This window comes from Chryseomicrobium sp. FSL W7-1435, assembly GCF_038595005.1.
In the GTDB taxonomy this organism is placed as follows: Bacteria; Bacillota; Bacilli; order Bacillales_A; family Planococcaceae; genus Chryseomicrobium.
Genome location: NZ_CP151997.1, coordinates 1785481 through 1805222 on the forward strand (window position 1 = coordinate 1785481; position 19742 = coordinate 1805222).

The 19742-nt window shown below is 40.6% G+C and carries 17 protein-coding genes and 1 other RNA gene; 2 read left to right on the plus strand and 16 right to left on the minus strand.

Going from position 1 to position 19742, the window contains the following annotated elements; translation table 11 throughout:
* Window position 1: 1 nt before the first annotated feature.
* The 7 genes from MKY84_RS09045 to MKY84_RS09075 all read right to left on the minus strand — a co-directional run bounded on the left by MKY84_RS09045 (window position 2) and on the right by MKY84_RS09075 (window position 7796).
* A complete protein-coding gene (locus tag MKY84_RS09045; RefSeq protein WP_342525680.1) occupies window positions 2-1888 on the minus strand; it encodes an ATP-dependent DNA helicase in 1887 nt (628 codons plus the stop codon).
* A 30-nt stretch (window positions 1889-1918) separates the two neighbouring features.
* Window positions 1919-3013, minus strand: a complete 1095-nt coding sequence (locus MKY84_RS09050; RefSeq protein WP_342528877.1) for a class I SAM-dependent RNA methyltransferase — start codon at window positions 3011-3013, stop codon at window positions 1919-1921.
* 120 nt (window positions 3014-3133) lie between these two features.
* An RNA gene (rnpB, locus tag MKY84_RS09055) (RNase P RNA component class B) lies at window positions 3134-3512 on the minus strand.
* A gap of 49 nt (window positions 3513-3561) precedes the next feature.
* Window positions 3562-3849, minus strand: a complete 288-nt coding sequence (gene gpsB, locus MKY84_RS09060; protein ID WP_342525681.1) for a cell division regulator GpsB — start codon at window positions 3847-3849, stop codon at window positions 3562-3564.
* Between the two features lie 66 nt (window positions 3850-3915).
* On the minus strand, window positions 3916-5181 hold the full coding sequence (locus MKY84_RS09065) for a ribonuclease H-like domain-containing protein (RefSeq protein WP_342525682.1): 1266 nt from the start codon (window positions 5179-5181) through the stop codon (window positions 3916-3918).
* Entirely contained in the window at window positions 5171-7441 is a 2271-nt protein-coding gene (locus MKY84_RS09070; RefSeq protein WP_342525683.1) for a DEAD/DEAH box helicase, read from the minus strand. The genes MKY84_RS09065 and MKY84_RS09070 overlap by 11 nt, the downstream gene beginning before the upstream one ends.
* Window positions 7416-7796, minus strand: a complete 381-nt coding sequence (locus tag MKY84_RS09075; protein ID WP_342525685.1) for a YppE family protein — start codon at window positions 7794-7796, stop codon at window positions 7416-7418. The genes MKY84_RS09070 and MKY84_RS09075 overlap by 26 nt, the downstream gene beginning before the upstream one ends.
* A gap of 147 nt (window positions 7797-7943) precedes the next feature.
* On the opposite strand from MKY84_RS09075, the gene recU reads away from it, so the two are divergent.
* Window positions 7944-8585: a Holliday junction resolvase RecU gene (recU, locus tag MKY84_RS09080; RefSeq protein WP_342525687.1), complete on the plus strand. Its 642-nt coding sequence runs from the start codon at window positions 7944-7946 to the stop codon at window positions 8583-8585.
* Window positions 8575-11208 (plus strand): PBP1A family penicillin-binding protein, encoded by a 2634-nt coding sequence (locus MKY84_RS09085; RefSeq protein WP_342525688.1) that lies wholly within the window; start codon window positions 8575-8577, stop codon window positions 11206-11208. Before recU ends, MKY84_RS09085 begins: the two co-directional genes overlap by 11 nt.
* Window positions 11209-11524: 316 nt before the next feature.
* On the opposite strand, the gene nth is transcribed toward MKY84_RS09085, so the two are convergent.
* The 9 genes from nth to panB all read right to left on the minus strand — a co-directional run bounded on the left by nth (window position 11525) and on the right by panB (window position 19697).
* A complete protein-coding gene (gene nth / locus MKY84_RS09090; RefSeq protein ID WP_342528878.1) occupies window positions 11525-12175 on the minus strand; it encodes an endonuclease III in 651 nt (216 codons plus the stop codon).
* A 1-nt stretch (window position 12176) separates the two neighbouring features.
* A complete protein-coding gene (locus tag MKY84_RS09095; RefSeq protein ID WP_342525689.1) occupies window positions 12177-12881 on the minus strand; it encodes a DnaD domain-containing protein in 705 nt (234 codons plus the stop codon).
* A 12-nt stretch (window positions 12882-12893) separates the two neighbouring features.
* Complete coding sequence (gene asnS, locus MKY84_RS09100; RefSeq protein ID WP_342525690.1) at window positions 12894-14189, minus strand: asparagine--tRNA ligase; 1296 nt, start codon at window positions 14187-14189, stop codon at window positions 12894-12896.
* Window positions 14190-14202: 13 nt separating this feature from the next.
* Window positions 14203-14685 (minus strand): hypothetical protein, encoded by a 483-nt coding sequence (locus MKY84_RS09105; RefSeq protein ID WP_342525691.1) that lies wholly within the window; start codon window positions 14683-14685, stop codon window positions 14203-14205.
* Window positions 14682-14852, minus strand: coding sequence for a YpmA family protein (locus tag MKY84_RS09110; protein ID WP_342528879.1), 171 nt, complete (start codon window positions 14850-14852; stop codon window positions 14682-14684). The genes MKY84_RS09105 and MKY84_RS09110 overlap by 4 nt, the downstream gene beginning before the upstream one ends.
* A gap of 26 nt (window positions 14853-14878) precedes the next feature.
* A complete protein-coding gene (locus MKY84_RS09115; protein ID WP_342525692.1) occupies window positions 14879-17557 on the minus strand; it encodes a helicase C-terminal domain-containing protein in 2679 nt (892 codons plus the stop codon).
* 85 nt (window positions 17558-17642) lie between these two features.
* The gene (gene panD / locus MKY84_RS09120) at window positions 17643-18026 is read right to left on the minus strand and encodes an aspartate 1-decarboxylase (RefSeq protein WP_342525693.1); all 384 of its coding nucleotides are present in this window, start codon (window positions 18024-18026) and stop codon (window positions 17643-17645) included.
* The gene (gene panC / locus MKY84_RS09125; protein WP_342525694.1) at window positions 18004-18864 is read right to left on the minus strand and encodes a pantoate--beta-alanine ligase; all 861 of its coding nucleotides are present in this window, start codon (window positions 18862-18864) and stop codon (window positions 18004-18006) included. Before panC ends, panD begins: the two co-directional genes overlap by 23 nt.
* Window positions 18861-19697 (minus strand): 3-methyl-2-oxobutanoate hydroxymethyltransferase, encoded by an 837-nt coding sequence (gene panB, locus MKY84_RS09130; protein ID WP_342525695.1) that lies wholly within the window; start codon window positions 19695-19697, stop codon window positions 18861-18863. The genes panC and panB overlap by 4 nt, the downstream gene beginning before the upstream one ends.
* Between the last annotated feature and the right edge of the window lie 45 nt (window positions 19698-19742).

The window sequence follows — 19742 nt, forward strand, 5'->3', positions numbered from 1 at the left end:
TTTATTGTGGCTTAACAGGAAGTTCCTGCTCTAGCTCGTGTAAGTATTCTTTTTCCGATTCTGATACAAGGATTTCAATTGAACCACGGTCCTTTTCTGTTCTGATCAACCGTCCAACACCCTGTTTCATCCGCATTTTCATAAATGGCAAATCGACTTCTTCAAACGGCTGGAAGGAAGCTGCTCGTTTTGCATTAAAAATCGGATCATTTGGAGGGAATGGTAGATCATAAATTATGACACGTGTCAGTAGCTCTTCTGGTAAATCAAGACCTTCCCATAAAGAGTAAGATGCTAGAACAGAAGGTTTAGCTTTATAAGCTTCAATCAACGTGCTCATTTCTTGATCTCCCTCGAATAATATATCTTCGAATGAATGCATCAGTTGGAATTGTTCAAATGATTCTTTAGTGGCAAATAATAGAAGTGTTGGCTCTTGATTTTGTAGCAACTCCATCACATAGTCATTCTTATCAAAAGGAGATGACACACGAATCGACATAACCTCTTCATAATCAAAAGGCGATGCAACTTGTAAGGATTGGTAATTGGCAATTCCTAAATTACCTGCTAGATAATCAAATGTTTGATCAACACTCAAAGTTGCAGATGAGAAAATTATTGGAAGCGTGTTGTTAAATAACTTTTCAGCAAGCTGTTCATCCACTAACTCAGGCATGATCGCTAATGTCTCAATTCCATCTACTTCCTCTACCCAGTCAATCGCTTCGTTATCCTCTGTAAATAGTTTGAAGGCTTGTAAATAGTCTTCTAAATATTCTTCCATCAACTTCATATCATAAGAATCAATGGAGTGTAATTCTCCTTCAAAGACGAATTCTTCAAGTAGGGCTTCCACTGTTTTGATGAGGACTCCGCTAGCTGCATTTAATTCAGGCGTATGTTGAATCGTCATTTTTTCTAAAAGGTCATTTTCAATAGACGATCGGAGTAACTCAAAAAATGCTAAATGTGCCTCTTCTAAAATGTCTAAATACTGAAGAGTTTTAGGGCGTAACCCTTCTACTCTCGCCTTTTCAAGTAAATCAAGGAGAGATTCACTTTGAATTTTTAAAGTGAATGCTTCTTGTGCCGCGAATTCAATAAGATGGCCCTCATCTAAGACGATTGCAGAAGCATCTGGTAATAGTGGCAACTGCTCTTGACGCTTACGAGAATCTGCCGTCCACAAATGTTCCATTAAGAACTCATGAGAACAGATAACCAAATCTGTCGCCTGGCGATAGAATTGGCGAGAAATCGTTTGGCCACATTGATTTTTAATTTCGCAAATAGAACATTGTTGTACTGGATGGTAATTGACAAGTTTCCACTGCTCATCCGTTAGGAAACTAAACTCTTTCCGGTCTCCGTAGGGATAGACTTTTTGTAGGGAAGAGCCCCCAAAAACAAACTCTGGTAGCAAATCATCGATATCATCAACAAATTCTGGCGCATCAAAACCACGACGTTGTTCATCTAAGCGTTGAAGACACAAATATTCTTCTCGTGATTTTGCCAAGCGCACATCAATAGATAAATTGAGAAGCTCTGATAAGCGGGAAATATCTCCTTCAGGTTTGATGAGCTGTTCGATTAATGCTTCATCTGAACAAGCGATTATTACAGGTTTTCCTGTGTAACGCGCATACGCAATGGAAGGTAACAAATAGGCCATGGTTTTACCAGTTCCTACTCCTGCCTCTGCAAATAGCACAGATTTCGATTGCAGTGCTTTTTCAATTTGGAAGGCCATGTAGACTTGTTCATCTCTTATTTCATAGCCATTGTCAGGGAGAGTCTCATAAAAGATATCCCCTAACCAATTGGATAAGGATTGATAGAATGATTGATCCTTTGTTAATTCAAAGGGGATATTTTTACGCATAACTCCACTCATTTCTGTTTAGTTTTCTGATTAGACGCGTTGACCCCAAAATTGATAGTAGTCCGTGCGAATAAATCCATTGAATAATTTCCGTTTCTTAGTAGCTTTCTTTCCGTACACAGTCTCTAAGTTTTCCATAGAAGACAATAAATAAACTGACCAAGAAGGATATTTTGTCATTACGTAGCCGAACTCAGAAATAGCTTTTTCAATTTCCTCTACTTCTCCAATTCGCTCACCGTAAGGCGGGTTGCTCACAATCACACCGTTGTCTAATCGGGTAGTGAAATCAGTAGCCTGCATTTGTTTGAATTCAATAATATCTGCAAAGCCTGCTTCGAGTGCATTGGATTTAGCAATCTCAATCATGCGATGGTCGATATCTGTCCCTAAAATCGTCAGCTCTTGATCATAATCTGCTTGTGTATCAGCTTCCTCACGAACCTTGTCCCATACTGCTGGTTTTATCCAAGCCCACTGTTCTGCGTCGAATTCGCGGTTGTAACCAGGTGCTATATTTTGACCAATCATGGCTGCTTCAATACACAATGTTCCTGAACCACAGAATGGATCAACAAAAGGACGTTGAGGACTCCATTTTGAAACTTTCACTAATGCGGCTGCCAACGTTTCTTTAAGTGGGGCGTCTCCTTGTGTTGTGCGATAACCACGTTTGTGAAGGCCCGCACCACTAGTGTCCATAGTTAAAAGAACTTTATCTTTTAAAATGCTTACTTCAATCTTATATCGAGCTCCTGATTCATCTAAGTAGCTCATGCGTTTGTAGGCTGATTTCAAACGTTCTACAATAGCTTTTTTCACGATACTTTGACAATCTGGAACACTGTAGAGAGTTGATTTGACGCTTTTTCCACTCACAGGGAAGTTCGCATCGACTGGTAAATAATTTTCCCATGGCAATGCCTTTGTTCCCTCAAATAATTGATCAAATGTTTTGGCAGGAAATTCGCCAACGACTAATTTGACTCGGTCCGCTACACGTAGCCAAATATTTGTGCGTGCGATTGCTTCCTCATCGCCTTCAAAAAATACTTTGCCGTTTTCAGTTTGCGTTTCAAAACCTAAATCCTTTAATTCGTCTGCTACGATTCCTTCTAGACCCATTGCAGCAGTTGCCAGTAATTTGTATTTCACGTCGCTATCCACTCCTTGTTTATAGTTGTATATAAAGAGAAAAAACTCCCCGCAATGGAGAGCTGTGCTGTTTTATCATAAAACCTTCTATTCGATAAGCCATGTTTTGTCTCCCATGTACTCAAACGGGAAAATCCCTCGTACATACTGGGTGGCAATCATCTATCTACGGACAAGCCGTCTTCCAATCTGTTCAATTCCTTCATGGAAATGCCCCTACCATAATTTGGGTTTCTCGCTCGTGGGGTTTACCGCGTTCCACTCTTACCGTTTCCAATAAGACTTCGTCACTGTGGCACTTTCAAGAGTACTGTACCGTATCTCGAAAGACGTAGGTAGTTTCTCTGCCGTCAGCTGGCAAGCTGCCCTCGTTTATGACTTCACGAGGCACGAACACTACAGTCATCTCAGAACTGTGCGAGCATGGACTTTCCTCTACACATAAAGTGTGCAGCGATTGCCTGAATAGAAGGCCACAATCGAGTATACGTTATTTAGTGCCGTAATACAAGCACTTATCAATCGTAAAGCTTGTCGCCAAATACGTGTTTTTCTAAATTTGATAAGCGTTTGAGAATATCAAAATTTGTAGAAGTTTGCGGTGCTGGTGTTGCTCGAGGTGCATCTTCAATCTGTGTACGTAGGTCACGATTATCTTTTTCAAGCTCTTGAATGCGTTTATCGAATTGTTCATAGTCTTTAATGATTTCATCTAAAAATGCGTCTACTTCTTCTTGACTGTAGCCACGCATGGTTGTTTTAAATTGTTTCTCTAAAATGTCACTTGTTTTGAATTGAATCGCCATACCCATCTTCCTTCCATCCTTTGGTGATTGGCTTCATTATAGCATACGAACATGCGCCGCACCTATCTATTTGTCGAAAGCTGCGCTTTCCCGGGAAATGATTTTCCTTGCAATACGAGCATCTCGATTTTTTAGATCTTGTAAGTAAAGAGCAAGCTTCTCTTTTGGAAGAGTGGCTGTCAAAGTTAACAGTTGAGTCTTTGCTTGAATGACAACGAATTTTGCATTTTCATATTCTTTCAATTGGTGCTCCAGCAGTTTGGCACAATGGATAAGGGCTTCTAGCTTTTCAACACCCTGTAATTCTTTGGCAGCCACTTGCATCAGCTCTAAACTCTCGGCAAACGCACCTTCTCGTTTTTGAAGCAGCGACAAATAATAATAGGCGTGTGGAATATCTTGTTGTTCATAGCGCTCTGTCACTTTTTCATACAACGCGCGACTATGGGGAAGCAATTTCAGGTCTTTCAACCATTTGGCTAAATTCAACTCCGTTTTAGATGTACTCTCTGAGGATTCATCGAGTAGATGACGAAGAGAATGAATGTAGAGAGAGACGAGTGATAGTAAATCCCACTTATTGTGCTCTAGAATGCGATCTAAGTTTTCCGTATTCCCTGAACGCAATGCATCCATATAGACGATGGGAGCTAAGTGACCCGGCATATCGTCTTCCCGATGGAACCCCAGATGCTCTTTCTCCATATCTTGGAGTTTGAAGCGTTGTTGCTGCCCTTTCCACAATCGCTTACTGCCATGCAATAAATCAATTTGCAGAACTCCAGGAAACGGTTTTAGTTTCTTACGGTTCATTGTCCAGCGCACTTCTAATTGCGGAATGTCAAAACTCTTGCCGTTGTAAGTGATCAGTGTGTCTTGCTCAGCAAAAGGCAGTGCCTGTAAAAACGCGACTTCGTATTCAGGAGAAGCTAATAAGTATTGGTCGAGTTGAAAGCCTGCTTCTGTCTGAAACAACACACCATTTAAAAAGATATGCACACCTGCACCTTTTAAGCCTGTAGTTTCTGTGTCATAAAAAAAGAGCTTGCTCTCGGGATGCGGTGTCAGTGGGTGGCCTGGAAACATTTCCTTTACCTTTTGGACCAATTTAGAAAGTTGATAAAACTGGACCTTCCCATGAAGATAGCTATTTGGAAAGAAGGTACTGATTTTATAATAATCTCCTGCATCAGTTTCCATTAACTCATATCCTGCAGCTTTCCACTCTTTGTATTTTTTTATAACCGGTGGTGGCGAATTCGTCTCAGCTAGTCGTTCAGGTTGTTTCTTTACTAACCCCTTCATGGCTAATAACTTTTTTTCATAAGACATGTTGATCACTCACCAAATTTTTAAGTAACAGAAGCACTTCTTCTTTTAACCCGACGTTGGCCTCTTGAGCACCGATACAAGCAGGGCATCCGTCTAGGCAAGGACAAGCCGTTACTTGTGAAGAGGTTTCTTCTACTAACTCTTCAAAACGATCTAACATGCGCTCTGAAAGACCAATCCCTCCAGGGTAACTGTCATAAATAAAGAAAGTAGGTTGTTGATCCAGGATAGATTTCATCTGGGGTACCACATGAACATCTTTTCGATCACAATCTAAAAACAGCGGGATAAAAGAGTGCAATGCATAGGCAGCTCCAACCATGGCATCTGAAAACAAATGCAGATTCCCATTAGTCGGCTTACTAAATGTGATCCACGTTGCGCTTGTGTGAAGTTCAAGTGGTGGCAAGTCAATGGTTCCCGAACCGATATTATCGTGCGTATCAAATTTTATTTTTTTGAAAAGCGTAGGATGGGCTAGCACAATAATATCACCGAAATGCATTTCTACATTATTTTGCACCCGATGTTTATCTTTAGATAAAACTTTCATTTCTACAGCGATGTTGGCATCTGTGAAATAGTCTACATCTACTTCCGTCACATAAGCTTTCTTTTCATCCCAATCAAGTAATTCCACTTGAAACTGGGTGCCTTGATGTAAGTAGATGGCTTCTTCATGCAGCAATGTCATCGCACTGAACAAATCCATTTCTCCTATTACTCTTGTTTTGGTTGGAATAGATTGATCAATAATGATGACGTTATCCTGTGAGGCTGAACGTAATGAGATATTACTAGCTGGGAAACTCTCAGCCATCCAATGCCATTTGTCTGCAGTCTCAAGTAAGACATCTTCGTCTTTCAACATCTCTAGTAGCGGTGTCACATGATACTCTGCGTAATCTTCTTGTTTTTCAAACGGCAATTCAAATGCCGCACACTTTAAATGGTCCATTAAAATCAACATATTTTCAGGAAAGATTCGGACTTCCTCTGGAGATTGCCCTAATAAATAGTCAGGATTGTCAACGACGTATTGATCGAGTGCAGTGGATTGCGCCACATAAATGACCAAGGATTCTCCCTGTCTTCTTCCCGCTCTTCCTGCTTGTTGCCAAGCGCTTGCGATATTGCCTGGATAGCCAGTCATAATACAAACTTGTAATTGACCAATGTCGACACCTAGCTCTAAAGCGTTAGTGCTAATGACAGTGCGTATTTCTCCATCCCGAAGTCCTTTTTCAATTTCTCGACGCTCGGAAGGTAGATACCCACCTCGGTATCCTTGAATCGACCGATCATTTATTTTTTTACTTACCAATGCTTTTAAATACGTGACCAGCATTTCAACACGCACACGACTTTTTGCAAAAATGATTGTCTGCAGTCGTTTGGCATACAACTCCTGCGCGAGGTCTCTCACTTCAAGCACTGCATTTCTTCTAACATTGTAAGTAGGATGAACAATTGGAGGATTGTAGAACATAAAATACTTTGTCCCTGATGGAGCTCCGTTATTAGTTAACACGACGTGATCCTCATGTGTTAAAGAATCTGCTAGTTCTTTTGGATTTTGAATTGTTGCTGAAGTACAGATGATTACCGGATGACTTCCATAAAAAGCACAAATTCTTTTTAAGCGACGAATGACATGTGCAACATGAGAACCGAACACTCCCTTGTACGTGTGCATCTCATCAATAATGATAAATTTCAAGTTTTCAAACATAGACACCCACTTTGTGTGGTGGGGTAAAATGCCTGAATGCAACATATCGGGATTGGTTAAAATGATATTCCCGTTTGTTCGCACTTTTCGGCGAATACCGGGTTCAGTGTCTCCGTCATAGGTGTAACTATTGATTTGTTTACCTGTTGCTTCAATTAAATCATTCACATCTGTCTTTTGGTCTTGTGCCAACGCCTTTGTAGGAAATAAATAGATGGCTCTACTTTTAGAATCTTCCATAATTGTTTGCAAGACAGGCAGATGATAACAGAGTGATTTTCCAGAAGCTGTTGGTGTGATGGCAGTAAATGACTCGCCTGCGCGAGCATGTTGATAGGCACTTGCTTGGTGTGTGTATAGTTCATGAATGCCTTTTTTCTGCAGCGCTTGCACGAGACTAGCATCTAAATCACTCGGAAAGGGTACCGCCTTCGCTTCGCGTGGTTCAATAACATGGATGGCTTTAATCTGCTGTTTCTTTTTTGGGTCTTTAACCCATTCATCAAGTAATTGAGAGATCACTGTCATGTTTATCACTCTCCAATTCAGTCTGCAAAGTCTTTAATGTGTACAGAACGGCATGGACACTTTGATAAAACCGTTTTTTTGAAGTTTCTTTGTAAAATGATTGCACGATATATTGTTTCATACCTTCTTCAGCGGCATTAATCTGGGAAACATGTACGTATTTTGGTTTGTATTGTTGAATATAAGCAAGACTAAGTTCACGCCAATTTTGAATGAGTTCATCTACTAGTTGGACGTGAGGCTTGACCTCTTCGAAAAAGTCGGGTGCCCGGTCCTCTACTCGCATCTGTTCGAAACGCTTTATACACTGTTCTGATTCCTCAATAAGCTTACTAGTTATTAGTAATAAATTCATAAAATCACTTCCTGTTCGCTTCTCTCTTAGTATCATATCAAATGTTGCTCTTAACAACTAGTTAAGCGAACAAACATTCGAATGCAACATTCTTCCCGTGTCAGTCGTCTACTCAATATGCTAAACTAAGGCACAGAGGTGTTGCAGATGAGCATACGATATCCTGGTGGGAAAAAATATCAGCCTGTCTCAAAAGGTGAGAGTAAAAATAAACCTACTAAAAAGGATTATTCGTTTAGTAATCGGGGAAAAACGTTAGAGGATGAAGTCAATGAAACGAATGACTATTATTTACAACATCAGCTAGCAGTTGTCCATAAAAAGCCAATTCCTATTCAAATTGTGAAAGTAGATTATCCTGGTAGAACTCGTGCAGTTATCCGGGAGGCCTATTACCGAACACCTTCAACGACCGATTATAACGGTGTATATAATGGAAAGTATTTGGATTTTGAAGCAAAAGAAACGAAAAACAAAACGTCTTTTCCGCTCCAAAACGTCCATGAACACCAAGTCGTGCATATGGAACAAATTCGGCAACAACAAGGAATCGCTTTTCTTCTCGTATCGTTCTCGTCAATTGAGCGGTATTTTTTCTTGAGTAGTGAAAAATTAAACTTTTATTGGGATCGAATGAAACAAGGTGGTCGTAAATCGATTACACTTGAAGAATTTGAGCAAGCTGGTATTGAAATTATTCCGGGGTACACACCACGTGTGCCCTATTTAAAAGCAGTAGATCAATATGTGACCTGCAAGGAAAGTGAGGATGAAACTCGTGACGAATGAACAAAAGTCTCGACAACAAAGAAGAATTGAACAACAAAAAGCAAAAACAAAGAAAAAAGGGAAAAAAGGAATCTTCAAAAAAATATTCCTAGCATTGGTTGCCATTGGCCTAATCGGATTACTCAGCGGCTTCGGACTATTTGTTTATTATGCAAGTTCAGCACCAGAACTGGATGAGGCATCTTTAAAAGATCCTATTTCATCGACATTTTTAGATGCTAATGGTGAAGCCTTCTATACTTCCGGAACGGAAAATCGTATCTATGTTAATTACAACGATATTCCACAGCAAATGGAAGATGCAATTTTAGCGACGGAAGATGTTCGCTTTTATGATCATATGGGAATGGACTTTTTACGCTTAGGTAGTGCCGTAATTGCCAATGTCACACAAGGTTTTGGTGCTCAAGGGGCATCAACCATTACACAACAAGTTGTAAAAAACTCATTTTTGCAAAATGAAAAAACATTGAAACGTAAAGCGCAAGAAGCTTGGCTCTCTTTCCAGTTGGAACGTGCATATGATAAAGAAGAAATTTTTGAGATGTATTTCAACAAAATCCTAATGTCTGGTCGTAATTATGGTTTTGGGACAGCAGCAGATTATTTTTATGGAAAAGAGTTAAGTGAACTTGAACTTCATGAAATAGCGATGCTTGCAGGTATACCGCAAAGTCCAAACAATTACAATCCGGTCAAAAATCCGGAGCTAGCTGAAAAACGTAGAAATACTGTTCTGCATCTTATGGAGCTACACGGAAAAATCACTCCTGAAGAAGCTGAAGCAGCACGTGCTATCCCGGTCACTGAAACTTTAATTGCTGAAGAAGAACGTCAAGCGTCTTCAGAATTAAAATACGAAGCATTCGTAGATATCGTCGAAAGTGAATTGAATAAAATTGATCCTTCCCTACTTTCTGAAGGGATCACGGTTCACACAACGCTCAACCCATCTGTTCAGACTAAAGTGGAAGAAGTCATCAACTCAGATATCTACGCGACTGAAAAACAGCAAGCGGGTATTGCTGTTGTAGACCCTAAGACTGGAGCTCTTGTCGCTTCAGGCGGAGCACGCAATTATTCCAATCGTGGTTGGAACTATGCCTACGATAACAAAGATCGCCAGCCTGGATCAACAATGAAGCCCCTTCTCGCATACGCACCAGCCATTGAAAATCTAAATTGGTCAACTGGACAAACTGTTGTCGATGAGGAAATCACCTATACAGGTACCGATCAGGTTGTTCGCAACTTTGTTGATAGTTATTTAGGGCCTATGACTATGCGCGAAGCTTTATATCGTTCACAAAACACGCCAGCTGTGAAAACACTGCGTGAAGTTGGGCTTGATAATTCTAGAGACTTTATTAATCGCTTTGGGTTTGGAATTGAAAATGTTTATGAATCCTCCGTACTAGGCGGGATTGAAGGTATTTCACCAATGACTCTTGCAGGAGCTTACGGGGCATTTGCCAACGGAGGTTACCACGCAGAACCTTACGCAATTGAAAAGATTGTTTACCGTGATGGTGAAACTGAAGAGGTTCTTAAAAAAGAACTAGAACCTGTCATGAAAGATTCTACAGCTTACATGGTTACCGATATGTTAAGAGACGTTCTTGAAAATGAGAACGGAACTGGTCAAACAGCTGCTATCCCAGGATTGGATTTAGCAGGAAAATCAGGAACATCCAATTATAGTTCTGATGAGTTTACTGCAAACAACCTTCCTGCTGGTTCTTTCCCAGATACATGGTTTGCTGGATATTCTACTGATTATTCAGTTGCTATCTGGTCAGGTAATAGTAAACGTAGTGAGCCGATGACTACTTCTGAAGAACGTCGAGTACCACAACAAATGTTCAAACAATTAATGACTACTATCTCAGCAAATGCAGCTGATTTTAGCCGTCCGAATTCAGTAGTAGAAGCAACTATTGAAGTGGGTACCTCTCCCCTTCAACTAGCTAGTAATTTTACGCCAACTAGTTTACGTAAAACCGAATTATTCGTGCGAGGCTCTGAACCAACAGCCGTATCAGAAGAATACGAAATAACGGAATTACCTGCTCCTTCCGGTTTATCTGCTGACTTTGATGAAGCAACTTCTTCTGCAACTTTACGTTGGAATTATAATGCACCGGACAGTATTGATGATGTTAACTTTACGGTTACAGTTAAAGTAAATGATGGTGGTGCGCAAGAACTTGACACTACTTCTGATACAGGACTCATTGTCCGTGATTTACAGCCAGGTAATACCTACACATTTAGTGTGGTAGCCTCAGCAGAAGGCATTTCAAGTGCACCTGCATCTGTATCGATTACTTTAGCTGAAGAGCAAGAACCTGAGCCTGAGGAACAGCCTGATCCGAACGAAGAGGAACAACCTGACGAAGGTGAAGGCGAAGGAAATGGCAACGGTAATGGCAACGGAAATGGTAATGGAGGCGGGAATGGTGGTAGCGGAGACGCAGGAACGGAAGAACCGACGGAACCAACTGAGCCTACAGAACCAACTGAACCTGTCGACGGCGCTGGAGATACCGAAGAACCCACGGAACCAGGCGACGGTGAAAACTCGTCAGGTACCAACTCTACTTCAGAGGATGAAACCCCTTAAGTAGAAATTTGAAAAAAATAAAACATGCTGGGACAAAATAGAGTAGTAGAATTCACTAGTTAGAAAGTTGAGTTGAGTGTAGGGGTTGACTCCAGTGGGATTAAAAGTCGGAATGTGAGACCCCGCAGGAGCCTGCGACGAGGAGGCTCACAGCGCGCCCACGGAACGCAGCCCCGGAAAGGAACTCAATATATATATAGACGAAAAATCAGCAAATTCTCTAGAATTCACCCTAGAGAATTTGCTGATTTATTTTTTGTCCCAACCTCTTTTTTATAAGGAGTTCTGTTTCGTGGCTTTCTCCACTCAAATAGTATTACATTATCTTTTTCATTCGTTTCTTACCTTCCCGACATCGTTCTAATAAAGGACATTCAGGACAATTCGGGTTTTGAGCTTTGCAATGATAGCGTCCAAAAAAAATAAGCTGATGATGGGCTTTTGACCAAAGCTCTCTCGGCGTTTTTTTCATGAGCGTCTCTTCCACTTGTAGAGGTGAATCTTTCCATTTACAAACACCCAATCGTTTCGATACGCGTTCGACATGTGTATCCACTGCTAGAGCAGGAATTCCGAAAGCGACTGAGACCACTACATTAGCGGTTTTTCTTCCAACACCGGGCAACAATGTTAATGTATCTCGGTCTTCAGGAACGATACCACCAAAGTCATCAATCAACATCCGGCTTAATTTTTGAATATTTTTCGCTTTGTTTCGATACAATCCAATAGACCGAATACCCTGTTGCAATTCTTCGACAGGAACAGCCAAGTAATCTTCAGGCGTCTTATATTTCTGGAACAAATCTTTCGTTACTCGATTGACTAACACATCTGTACACTGAGCAGACAAAAGAGTGGCTATAACCAGTTCAAAAGCATTTTCATGAACAAGTTCACAGTGTGCATCTGGAAACATCTCTTCCATGCTCTCTAAAATTTCTGCCCATTCTTTTTTAGTAGTCAGCTTACTCCCTCTCTTCTAACCAGTTGTAAAATGGCATTTTCGATGTAGTTTTAACAGGTGGCGTAGTTTTTACAGTGTATTTATGAAAGCCTTCTGAATGTTTTCGAATGGCATCTAAAGTTGTGAGGTTTTTCTTTTTCCACTCAAACAAAATACGATCCATGTATTTCAAACTCTTTTTCTCTGCTAGCACTGCTTCTAAAAGAGCTTGACGGATTACTTCCACAGAATGACCATCCTCGTCGATCCACTTAGAAATCGTCTCATACTCAAGTGGTGTAAAGACACGACCGAATTCTTCTTCGAACACACGAAACAAATCACCAATTTGTTGCTCTGAAGAATTTGTTTGATTGGCTTGTTCCTGCTGTTCAAGATGATCAATTAATCTTTCCCACAGCTGAAACAGAGTATAGGTTTCTTCCACCATATTGTCTTTTTTGGATTGATCAATAAATAGGAAACCTCTTTGCATCAAACGTTGGAGAATAGACGACACTTGTTGGTCAGATATCTCCATACGGTTAGAAATTTCATTTGGAGTGGGAAATCCAATCCCATCTTGTTGAAAGGCCACAATATGCAAAACTACCATGGCTTCTTGATCTGTTATCTGTAAAGCCCGATAATGAGTAAAAAAAAGCTGGGAAATGGTTACATTTCCCTGCTTCATCCACTGTTCCAGGCGACTCGACGTGTTATGCACACTGCGTCCTCCTTAAGGGTATAAACGATTTAATAGACGTGGGAATGGTATAGACTCCCTTACATGCTCAGCGCCACTAATCCAGGCAACTGTGCGCTCAAGGCCTAATCCAAAGCCTGAGTGCGGCACTGTTCCATATTTACGAAGCTCTAAGTACCAAGCATAAGCTGCTTCATCTAATCCGTGCTCTTGAATACGTTGTTTCAGTAATTGATAATCATAAATCCGTTCTGAGCCACCAATAATTTCTCCGTACCCTTCAGGAGCTATTAGATCCGCACAGAGAACTACATCGTCACGTTCAGGGTGAGGTTGCATATAGAACGGTTTAATACCAACAGGGTAGTGCGTGATGAAAACTGGCTTATCATAAGCTTCAGCGATTGCCGTCTCATGAGGTGCTCCGAAATCATCTCCCCATTTAATATCATCAAAGCCTTTTTCTAGCAAGAATTCAATGGCCTCATCATAAGAGATGCGTGGGAATGGTGCTTGAATAGCTTCAAGTTTACTAGTGTCGCGTCCTAAACGTTCAAGTTCTAACTGGCAATTTTTCAAAACGGATTGAACGATATAAGAGACATAGTTTTCTTGTACTTCAAGACTTTCATTAAACTCAACAAACGCCATTTCTGGTTCAATCATCCAGAACTCAATTAAGTGACGGCGAGTTTTAGATTTTTCAGCACGGAATGTTGGACCGAACGAGAATACTTTGCCCATTGCCATTGCAGCCGCCTCCATGTAAAGCTGACCTGATTGAGATAAAAACGCATCTTCGTCAAAATACTTAGTAGCAAATAGCTCTGATGTGCCTTCAGGTGCAGATCCTGTCAAAATTGGTGGATCCATTTTAACGAAGCCTTGATCATTAAAGAATTCATAAGTAGCTCGAATGATTTCATTTCGAATTTTCATGATTGCATGCTGTTTACGTGAGCGTAACCAAACATGACGATTGTCCATTAAGAACTCTGTGCCATGTTCTTTTGGTGTGATCGGAAAATCTTCTGCTAATGACAATACTTCAATTCCTGATACCTGAATTTCACAACCAAAACTGTTGCGTGTATCTTCCGTAACTGTTCCTGTCACATAGACAGATGATTCTTGTGTTAACGATTTAGCTTGTTGGAAAAGTTCTTCCCCTACATCTGCTTTTACAACGACACCTTGAACAAAACCTGTTCCATCACGTAATTGTAAAAAGGCAATTTTACCGCTTGAACGTTTGTTGGCAATCCAAGCGCCTAACTTTACTTCTTCTCCAATGAGAGAAGGCATTTGATTAATTGTAATTTTCTTCATAACATCCTCCATCTTATAAATTCGAGATACGTTTCCACCAATCACCTGTTTTGAAATCAAGGTATGTATAGCTCAGTGCGTCATTTGAATTCAAATATGTCACTTCCCATACAGGACCAATCTCTTCTTGACCAAGTTTGATCGAAAGTATTTCATTTACATCTGCTTCATCGCGCGTTAACTGCTCTGCTTGCTCTTTGGAAATTCCATCTGCTAGCTTCACTTCAAATGCTGTTTGATTGTCTTCTTTATCAAGAATATAAGCAACCTCTTCAGCTTCAGAAGTTAGTCCAATAACCGTGACATAACTTTTCACGCTATTGTAGGCATACATATCGGTGATTTCTGTAAGAAGTCCTTGGTCCATCACAAGAGTTTGAACACGCAAAAATTCTGCTTCCTCCGGTTTTTTAGCCAAAGTATAAAGAATCCCTAAGCTAGAAGTGACCGTAACCAGTAGTAGCACTACAATTGCCAGTATCCACTTTTTCTTCATGTGCGGTAAATTGTGAAAACCGCTTTTTCAGAATCTTGTTTATCTAATGCTAAACCAAACATGAGGTCATCATGTTTTAGTGAACGGTTAAGGGCATCGACAAGTTTGTATAAATCCTGCTGATAAGTAACGGTCACGGATTGGATGATTTCAATTTTAGATTCCACTGCAATCCCTGCTTTCTTCAAGATACTTAGTCATTATACCAAGTTTCCAAGTTGTCGACCATTGTTTCAACGGAAACTTGGCGCTTTGGAACTTGTGGAATGGCGTCTAAAAACTCTTTACCATACGACTTCGTTTCAATGCGACGATCTAAAATGATAAATGCGCCTTTTTCTTCTGGATTCCGCACCAATCGACCAAACCCTTGACGGAATCGAATGATTGCCTCTGGTAATGCATACTTCGTAAAGGCATTATGACCTTCCTTCGTAAGAATATCTGCCTTCCTTCTGAAGTAAGGATCATCAGGATTTGTAAAAGGCAAGCGCACAAGTAAAATGGTTGATAGCGCATCTCCAGGAACATCGACACCTTCCCAAAATGTAGTTGTGCCAAACAATATAGCTTTCGGGAAGCGCTGGAATGTTCGTAACATACGCATCTTACTACCTGCATTCATTCCTTGTGCAATTAATAAGTAATCCTCTAACAATTTAGTATCCTCAATCAACTCAACTGTTTTTCGTAACATGTCTTGCGATGTAAAAAGAACAAACATCCGACCTTTTGCGACTTGGGCTGTTTGGATAATAACATCAGCGATTGATTCTATAAATGTGAATTGGTCGACTTGAGTGACATCGGGTACATCATTGACGACAAAAACTTGCGCACCTTTATAATAATCTGGCTCTGCAAAGAAACGTTGAATCGACATATCACGAGGTAAATACAACTGGTCTAAAATAAACCAGGGTTGTTTTGGAACTGTCAGAGTACCTGACGTCCAAATTAAACTTTTGTTCGTGCGATAAGGTTGCAGCAATTCTTCAGTAAACTTTTGATGATGAAGCTTTTTTTGATGAAAAATAAAGGAACTTGGCAAACTTCGTTTGTCTGCTTCTAACCAACTCGGTTCATTAGATAGTTGAGAAACATACTCTTCCCAGTCGTAGGCAGCAATACGAAGTTCTCGGATCCAAAACAGCAGATCCTCATGTAAAGTCGCAGAAGGAAGTGAAGTGCCATACATAAATTCATCATAAGCTGTTACTAGACGATTGACTTCTTGAACAAAATCACTAAACAGAAGTTCACTTGCCTGTAGATCAATTGTGATTTTGGAGTTCCCGCGCACGGTTCGTTCTAGCAATGCACTTTCGGTCAATTGCTTGGTAATTGTATCAAATAAGTCATTAACAGTTTCCGTGCGCATTTTGATTTTATTAAGCTGATGAGAATGAATACCAAGTTTCTCTAGCTTCCACCCGACCTGCGATTTTTCAATAAAACCAAATTGACTCAATAAATATTTCCATTCTGTAAATGAAATCACTTTTTCATTCGTCTTATGAACTGCCGTTAAAAAATGATGGGCTTCATCAATTATGACAGCACCGATATCTTTCTCTAAAGAACGCAGTATCTCAGGTTGACCTGCAAGCATCGCATGATTCGTGACGATGAGATGAGCCTGTTGGGCACGACGATACTCCTTCTCATAAAAATCTTGATGAATTTGAGGAGTACGCTTATGCTTACGGACTTTATCAATGGTCAATTGACCACCACCAGTGCTGTTTAATTCACTTAAATCTCCCGTTGTTGTTTCTTCCAACCAGACGACTAATTGCATGAGAGCGAATGTCTCATCGTATGATTCATCTTCAGTGGCTAATCTCAATTCAAAGAGCTCTCTATCCAAGTAATGTGTATACGACTTTAATTTGGCAATCTTAAAACTACCCGGAAAAGCGGCTTGAATTTTAGCGCCTTCATTTTCAAGCACCTGATCCATCAAAGTGTTCGTATACGTGGATATGACCACCTTCTTTTGAGACTCTAATGAGAAATAGATCGAAGGTAGTAAATACCCCATCGTTTTACCGATTCCTGTCTCCGCCTCAAGTGCTACCTCACTTCTGTTATGAAGAGCCACATGCACTGAATCCATATAACGAAGTTGAGAGTCTCTTTGTTGAGCACCCGGATAGATTTGTTTTAGCAACTCTATCTTTTCTTGATCCTCAACTGGATAAGGTGGCAGCTCTTTTATAATGTCGACCGGTTGAATTTGCGCGACCGGCTGTAAGATTGTTTGTTGTTTTTTTAGTGCCTCAAAAAATAGTGGGGCTACATGCGATTTCAATCGAAAACAGCGTTTGTGCAACTTCTCAATAGCACCGAGTGGCAGGCTGTATAACTTTTTTACACACAATAAAAAAAGCTCGGCTGTAGCGTACGCATCTGCATCTGCTCTATGTGCGTCTTCTAATGGGATTCCGAGCTCCATTGTAATTTCACTTAATTTATAACTTAAAGCAGACGGGAAAAGTAAGCGGGCAAACTCTACAGTATCCACTTTTTTATTTTTGAGCAGTGGACGTTCTAATCGCTTCAGTTCTCCTTGCACAAACGGAAAATCAAAATTCACATTGTGGGCCACAAACACTGCCCCTTCTAATTGGCTGAGTATTTCATCCGCTATCTCTGAAAAGAGTGGTGCATTTTTCACATCATCATTTGTAATGTGTGTCAATGCTTGAATAAACGGAGGGATTGATTTTTCGGGATTCACAAACGATGAATACGTAGACGTGATGACGCCATTTTCAATTCGAACAATCCCTATTTGTATTATGCGTTCTCCATTTTTAGGTGAACTACCCGTTGTTTCAATGTCCACTACAGCGTATACATCATTCATGTTGTTCACTCACAGTACTGTTAGATTCTATAAAATTGTAACATAAAAACGCCGATCATCGACTGATACGGCGTTGTTTCTCAAATTATAGAATAGTTGCTTCTGGCTCGTAAGACAAAAGGTCTCTAATTGTGTTGTCCTCATTCATGATTGCTACGGTTGGTTTATGCGTTTTTGCTTCTTCATTCATCATATAAACGTAGGATAGGATGATCACGATATCTCCACGTTGGACTAAGCGCGCTGCAGCTCCATTGACGCAAATGACACCACTGCCTCTTTTTCCAGAGATGATATATGTTTCAAAGCGAGCCCCATTGTTATTATTAACAATATGCACTTTTTCATTCGGTAACATGCCTACAGAATCTAAAATGTCTTGATCAATTGTAATGCTTCCCACATAATTCAAGTCTGCTTCAGTTACAGTCGCTCGGTGGATTTTACTATTCAACATCATACGTAGCATTGTTCTTCACTCTTTCTATTAGTAGATTATCAATCAAACGTGCTTTAGAAAAATAGACCGCGCAGGCTAGCACAAATTGCGACCCTGTATCTAGTGGTTCCAAGTTAGGGTAAGTTAAAAGGTCTACGTAATCAATTAAACCTGTTGTCTTGGAGGAAATATGCTGTTTTACAAGTGCAATGGTTTGCTCGCGACTATCCCCTTCTTCGAATGCCGTCTTGCCAAGTTGTAGAGCTTTATAAAGTTCACTAGCTTGTGATCTTTCGTCAGTCGTTAAATAGACGTTTCGTGAACTTTTAGCAAGTCCGTCTGACTCTCTAATTGTTGCAACTCGCTCAATGGTGAGTGGAAAATCAAATGCACTAACAAGTGAGTCAATTAGTGCAAGTTGCTGCGCATCTTTTTGACCAAAATAAGCGGTTGAAGGTTGGACAATGTTGAAAAGCTTTGTGACCACTTGGAGAACCCCATCGAAATGACCGGGACGACTTGCTCCACACAAGCGGTTTGCCATCTCTCCAGCTGAAAGAGAGATCGTTGTTTGCGCATCGTACATGTCATCAGTTGTTGGATAGAAGATGCAATCCACCCCTAGTTCTTCAGCCAATTTCTGATCGCGCTCAAAATCTCTCGGATAGCGGTCAAGATCTTCATTAGGACCAAATTGAGTAGGATTCACGAAGATACTTAGCACAGTGACACTGTTTGCTGCTATAGAACGCTTTAGCAGTTCTGCGTGTCCCTCATGCAAAAAACCCATTGTTGGTACAAAGCCTACTGGACCTATCTGGCTAGCGCGCCATTTACGAAAACTTGATTTTGAATTACAAACTATCATTGTTTGCCTCCATAAAGCGAGATTTGTTCGCTTTGTTGCATCTCAAATTGGTGTTCTTCACCTGGAAATTGCTTTTCTTTGACTTCATGAACGTACGATTTTAAAGCCGCTTCCATTGATGGAAAAACAGTAGCAAATTGTTTTACAAATTTCGGAATATGATGGTTTCCATACCCAACGAGATCATGAAAAACGAGAACTTGCCCATCAACTTCCACTCCTGCACCGATCCCAATCGTCGGAATTGTGAGTGCCTCAGTAACTTGTTTGGCTAATTGATGAGGGACGCACTCAAGCACTAACATGAATGCCCCAGCTTGTTGAGTCTTTTTCGCATCTTCAATGATTTTCAAAGCCTCTTGAGAGGTTTTCCCCTGTACTTTAAAGCCACCAAGTACTCCCGCACTTTGTGGTGTTAAGCCAAGGTGGGCCACAACTGGTATTCCAGCAGCAGTTAATTTTTCGATTAACGGCAGCATTGTTCCTGCCCCTTCAATTTTTATAGCCTGCGCCCCTGTTTGCTGCATGATGTCAATTGCATGAGTCAGGGCAAAATCTAAAGATAAATGGCAAACACCAAATGGCATGTCTACAATCAAAAATGTATCGGGTGCTCCTCTTCTTGCGGCTTTGCCGTGATGAATCATATCGGCAACGGTGACCGCAACGGTCGAATCATACCCTAACACGACCATCCCCAGTGAATCACCCACTAGAATCAAATCTACACCTGCTTGCTCGGCAACTTTCGCAGATGGATAATCATAGGCGGTGACCATGGTGATTTTGTCTGCCTTCTTTTTCATAGTAGTAAATTGAGTAGTTGTCTTCATGTTTGTTATCCTCTCCTTTATAAGAGGAAAAAACCATAATAAAAA

Coding starts and splice junctions, on each gene's coding strand:
- MKY84_RS09045 (WP_342525680.1), bottom strand. CDS start 1,888: ATGCGTAAAAATATCCCCTTTGAATTAACAAAGGATCAATCATTCTAT.
- MKY84_RS09050 (WP_342528877.1), bottom strand. CDS start 3,013: ATGGGTCTAGAAGGAATCGTAGCAGACGAATTAAAGGATTTAGGTTTT.
- gpsB (WP_342525681.1), bottom strand. CDS start 3,849: ATGGCGATTCAATTCAAAACAAGTGACATTTTAGAGAAACAATTTAAA.
- MKY84_RS09065 (WP_342525682.1), bottom strand. CDS start 5,181: ATGTCTTATGAAAAAAAGTTATTAGCCATGAAGGGGTTAGTAAAGAAA.
- MKY84_RS09070 (WP_342525683.1), bottom strand. CDS start 7,441: ATGACAGTGATCTCTCAATTACTTGATGAATGGGTTAAAGACCCAAAA.
- MKY84_RS09075 (WP_342525685.1), bottom strand. CDS start 7,796: ATGAATTTATTACTAATAACTAGTAAGCTTATTGAGGAATCAGAACAG.
- recU (WP_342525687.1), top strand. CDS start 7,944: ATGAGCATACGATATCCTGGTGGGAAAAAATATCAGCCTGTCTCAAAA.
- asnS (WP_342525690.1), bottom strand. CDS start 14,189: ATGAAGAAAATTACAATTAATCAAATGCCTTCTCTCATTGGAGAAGAA.
- MKY84_RS09105 (WP_342525691.1), bottom strand. CDS start 14,685: ATGAAGAAAAAGTGGATACTGGCAATTGTAGTGCTACTACTGGTTACG.
- MKY84_RS09115 (WP_342525692.1), bottom strand. CDS start 17,557: ATGAATGATGTATACGCTGTAGTGGACATTGAAACAACGGGTAGTTCA.
- panD (WP_342525693.1), bottom strand. CDS start 18,026: ATGCTACGTATGATGTTGAATAGTAAAATCCACCGAGCGACTGTAACT.
- panC (WP_342525694.1), bottom strand. CDS start 18,864: ATGATAGTTTGTAATTCAAAATCAAGTTTTCGTAAATGGCGCGCTAGC.
- panB (WP_342525695.1), bottom strand. CDS start 19,697: ATGAAGACAACTACTCAATTTACTACTATGAAAAAGAAGGCAGACAAA.